Here is a 4,234-nt window from a genome sequence, read left to right as displayed (position 1 = left end):
CAATGGCCAGCGCATCTTCCGAAGGCAGCATATAGGTCAGGCCGCGTCCGGCCTGGCGGCGGACGGCGCGAGCCACCGGCGGCGGCGAATGGCCAAACATCGAGCCGGTGTCTCCAAGGCAGAAATCGTCGAGCTTGTTTCCGTCGATATCCGTGATCGTAGCGCCCCTGGCGTTGCCGACCAGGATCGGGAACGGCGTCGGCCAATCGTTCATCCAGTGCATCGGGACGCCGCCGAAGAAGCCGGGCAGGCCGTTGCCGATCTTGGCTTGCGATTTTGGCCGCGCCTTGCGGAAGGCTGCCCCCTCGGCTTCGCGCAAATCGGCAATGCGGTCGCGGCCGATGCCGCCGATGGACGTGTTGGACGTGTCGCTGTGCATGAAAACCCCTCTGGTCGATCCCTCTTAGCCAATCCGTGTCCGCATCCGCAATTGGCCGCGCATCTGCCCTGCGTTGGCTCAGCCTTTGGCGGCGGCGCTTGACCGTGCTGCCGAAGTCAGCGCCAATATGAGCGGGAATTGAGGTGGAGGGGTAAAATGCGAACGATCATGTGTGTGGCAATGCTTCTGTCGTCGGCTGGCGCTGCCTTCGCGTCGGGTGGCATCTGGTGCTCCACCGAGGACACGGCGGCGACATTCGAGGTCGAGGCAGGCGTCACCAGAGGCATGGGCGGGCCGACCTTCAACTTTCGCGGCAACCTCGAAATTCTGAGCCGGCCTGCCGGCGACAGCCTGCGCAAGACGGTGTTCGAGGATTCCAACCTGACGCAGTACTGGCTCGACGGCAAGGAATTGCGGCTGAACATCTATCGCGAGCACGAGGTCGCGCAAAAGATCAATTCGGTCGAACTGACGATCCTGACCAAGACCAGCGACGAAGGCGTCTACGACGGGAGCTATACGCTCGCCGTCTACGACGCCGCGGCGGATACGGACCAGGACGGCAAACCGGTTGAAATCAGCGGCAAGGTGTCGTGCGGAGCGGAGTGAGCGGGGTCAGGCCGTGATATCGATGACGCCGCAATCGCCGGCGGCACTGCCGAAGGCGACCCGGCGTTCTTCCTTGTCCCACATCATCGAGGTGATGGCGCCCTTGCCCGGCCGTCGCAACAGCACTTCCTTGGCGTCGGCAAAACGCACCGCCATCACCATGCCGTCATCATAGCCGACGGCAACGACATCCTGGCTCGGGTGGCAGGCGACAGCCGTCACCATGGCGTTGCCGCGCGTGCCGAGCTCCAGCGGTGCCTTGCCCATGGGACCATCCTTGCCTGAAAACGGCCAGACGATCGCCGCCGGCGCGCCGGAACTCGCCAGCCACTTGCCCTTCACACTCCACGACAGGCTTTTGACCTTGCCGGGATAGCCGGTCATGCGCATGTGCTTGCCGTCGGCGAGCTTCCAGCCGTGCAATGCGTTTTCTTGCATGGTGGTGACGAGGAAGGCGCCATCGGGAGAGAAGGTGATGCCGGTGTGGGCGCCGGCCCATTCAAGCTCCACCGGCTTGCCCTCGGCGGCCGGGAAATGCAGCGTCGCGCCATTGTAGCGGGCGACACCGAAGCGCATGCCCTTGGGCGAGAAGGCCAGCCCCTCGACCGAACGCGGATGGACGAATTCCCTCGTCTTGCCGTCGGCGAATCGCACGAAGGCGGTCTTGCCTGAGGCATAGGCGATGGCGCCTTGAGGCCCGGCGGCAACGCTGGTGATCCACTTCTTGGCCGCGCTTGCCAATTCCGTGACCTCGCCGCCCGCTTTCACGGAAAACACCTTGCCGTCCTCGCCGCCGGTGATCAGCCGGTCATTGGCCGCATCATGGAAGGCGGCAAGCACCCCGTCATTGGCCTGAATTGTCTTGTGGCCATGGTCGAGCCGATGGACGGCGCCGTCGGCCATCGCGAAATGCGGCACGTCGCCGAGGAAGACGGCAGCGATGCAGTGGCCTTCGAGATCAAGCGGGGCGACTGTTGGCATGGGAGATTATTCCATTCGAGATTTATGCTGGTCGTCTAACCTCGCTGGTCGCCAGCGCGGCTGGGTGCGGCCGGCCTTCTCCCCTTGTGGGAGAAGGTGGATCGGCGCGCAGCGCCGAGACGGTTGAGGGGTGGGTGACGGATCTCCGTCAGCGCCAAGCTGGAACACCCCTCATCCGACCGAGCTTCGCCCGGCCACCTTCTCCCACAAGGGGAGAAGGAAGGAGGGGCAGCGCTAGCGCTATAAAGTCTGGAAATCAAGCCGCCTGGCAGGCGTCAAAACTCTTCTTCAGCCGCTCGGCGTCGAGTTCCCTGCCGATGAACACCAGCCGGCTCTCATGCTTCTCGCCGTCCTTCCAGGCGCGCTGGTGGTCGCCCTCGATGATCATGTGCACGCCCTGGATGACATAGCGCTCATCATCGCCCTTGAGCGCGATGATGCCCTTCAGCCGCAGGATGTTGGGGCCTTCCATCTGGGTGATCTTCTCGATCCATGGGAAGAATTTCTTCGGATCCATCTCGCCGCCGCGCAGCGATACCGATTGCACCGTCACGTCATGGATGTCTGAAGCATGAGCGTGATGGTGGTGCCCGTCATGATCATGGTGGTGATGATCGTGGCCATCATGATCGTGGTCGTGATCATGATGATCGTCATGCGCCTCAAGGAAATGCGGGTCGTTTTCCAGCGCCCTCGACAGGTCGAAAGCGCCGCGATCGAGCACCTCGGTCAGGGCGACGCCGGCTCGGGTCGTGCGGTGGATCTTCGCCGCCGGATTAATGGCGCGGATCGTCGCCTCGACCTTGGCGAGCTCTTCTGATGTGACGAGGTCGGTCTTGTTGAGCACGACGACGTCGGCGAAGGCGATCTGGTCCTCGGCTTCCCTGGAATCCTTGAGCCGCAGCGGCAGGTGCTTGGCGTCGACCAGCGCCACCACCGCGTCGAGCCTGGTCTTGGAGCGCACGTCGTCATCCATGAAGAAGGTCTGCGCCACCGGCACCGGATCGGCGAGCCCGGTGGTCTCGACGACGATGGCATCGAAGCGGCCGGGTCGGCGCATCAGGCCCTCGACGACACGGATCAGGTCGCCGCGCACCGTGCAGCAGACGCAGCCATTGTTCATCTCGTAGATTTCCTCGTCGGATTCCACGATCAGGTCGTTGTCGATGCCGATTTCGCCGAACTCGTTGACGATGACGGCGTAGCGCCTGCCGTGGTTTTCCGACAGGATACGGTTGAGCAGCGTCGTCTTGCCGGCACCGAGATAGCCGGTGAGAACGGTTACGGGGATCTGCGTCTGTGCGTCGCTCATGGCTTGCCTCGAATTATCTGGGCCTCGGAAATTCGGCCTGAGAAAAGGGAATGTCGGCTCCATATAGGATGTGCGCCGGGCTTTTGCACGGGGCAAACCGATGGGCCAAACCGGCTTGCTGCATTGCCGAATCGTTGGCGAAAGCCGTTGTGATCGCCTAGATCAGGGCGACAGAGGCCAATTCGAGAGGCAAGATATGTCCGGCAAGCCATCCTCGTTCTCAATGAGCCGGCGCCAGGCGCTCGGTTTGATCGCGGTCACCGCCGGCGGTGGTGCCTTCCTGCCCGCCGCCGCGATAGCAGACCAGACTTCACCCTATGCCGGACTGGCCATGTTCGAAAACGGCGCCGGTGTCTGCACCATCACGCCCGAGGCGACCGAGGGACCGTTCTATTTCGATCCGAAGCTAGAACGCGCCGATGTCACCGAAGGCAAGAAGGGCATTGCCCTTAATGTCCGGCTGCAGGTTGTCGACGCGGGCTGCCGCCCGCTTGCCGGCGCTCGTGTCGACATCTGGCATTGCGACGCGCAAGGCGCCTATTCCGGCTATCCCGGACAGGGTGATGGCCGCGATCTCGACACCTCGGGCCAGACCTTCCTGCGTGGTTGGCAAAGGACCGACGCGAGTGGCATCGTTTCCTTCGCCACGATCTATCCCGGCTGGTATCGCGGCCGCACCACCCACATCCATTTCAAGGTCTTTCCCGACGACAGTTCGGTGATGACCGGACAGTTGTTCTTCCCGGACAGCCTCAGCGAGCAGATTTTCACCGCTGTCGCGCCCTACAACGACCGGTCGGGCGAGCGCGACACCTCGAATGCCGCGGACGGCATAGCCAGGCGGGCCGGACCGCAATCGCAGGCTGCGCTGCGCGAGCTGGAGGATGCCTATCAGGCGCTGATGATCATCGCGGTGAAGTCCGGCTGAGCGGCGGTCACTCCATCACTTTGCT

Annotated in this window: 4 protein-coding genes and 1 pseudogene; 2 read left to right on the top strand and 3 right to left on the bottom strand. The window is 63.2% G+C overall.

The genetic code is table 11. From position 1 onward, the window contains the following. Positions 1 to 379: pseudogene (locus EN964_RS26715) on the bottom strand (aminotransferase class III-fold pyridoxal phosphate-dependent enzyme); the annotation flags it as partial. 156 nt (positions 380 to 535) lie between these two features. Here EN964_RS26715 and EN964_RS26710 point away from each other — a divergent pair. Beyond that, positions 536 to 988, top strand: coding sequence for a hypothetical protein (locus EN964_RS26710; protein ID WP_127266498.1), 453 nt, complete (start codon positions 536 to 538; stop codon positions 986 to 988). Positions 989 to 994: 6 nt separating this feature from the next. Here the strand turns inward: EN964_RS26710 and EN964_RS26705 are convergent, their stop codons facing one another. Further along, positions 995 to 1,969, bottom strand: a complete 975-nt coding sequence (locus EN964_RS26705; RefSeq protein ID WP_127266499.1) for a WD40 repeat domain-containing protein — start codon at positions 1,967 to 1,969, stop codon at positions 995 to 997. 256 nt (positions 1,970 to 2,225) lie between these two features. Beyond that, positions 2,226 to 3,281, bottom strand: coding sequence for a GTP-binding protein (locus EN964_RS26700; protein ID WP_127266500.1), 1,056 nt, complete (start codon positions 3,279 to 3,281; stop codon positions 2,226 to 2,228). Between the two features lie 196 nt (positions 3,282 to 3,477). Between EN964_RS26700 and EN964_RS26695 the strand changes: the two genes are divergently transcribed. Beyond that, positions 3,478 to 4,209 (top strand): intradiol ring-cleavage dioxygenase, encoded by a 732-nt coding sequence (locus EN964_RS26695; protein WP_127266501.1) that lies wholly within the window; start codon positions 3,478 to 3,480, stop codon positions 4,207 to 4,209. Positions 4,210 to 4,234 lie beyond the last annotated feature (25 nt).

The organism is Mesorhizobium sp. M7A.F.Ca.CA.001.10.2.1, assembly GCF_003998575.1.
Lineage (GTDB): Bacteria > Pseudomonadota > Alphaproteobacteria > Rhizobiales > Rhizobiaceae > Mesorhizobium.
Note: the sequence above shows the minus strand (reverse complement) of the source record. Positions and strands in the feature narration are given on the sequence as shown.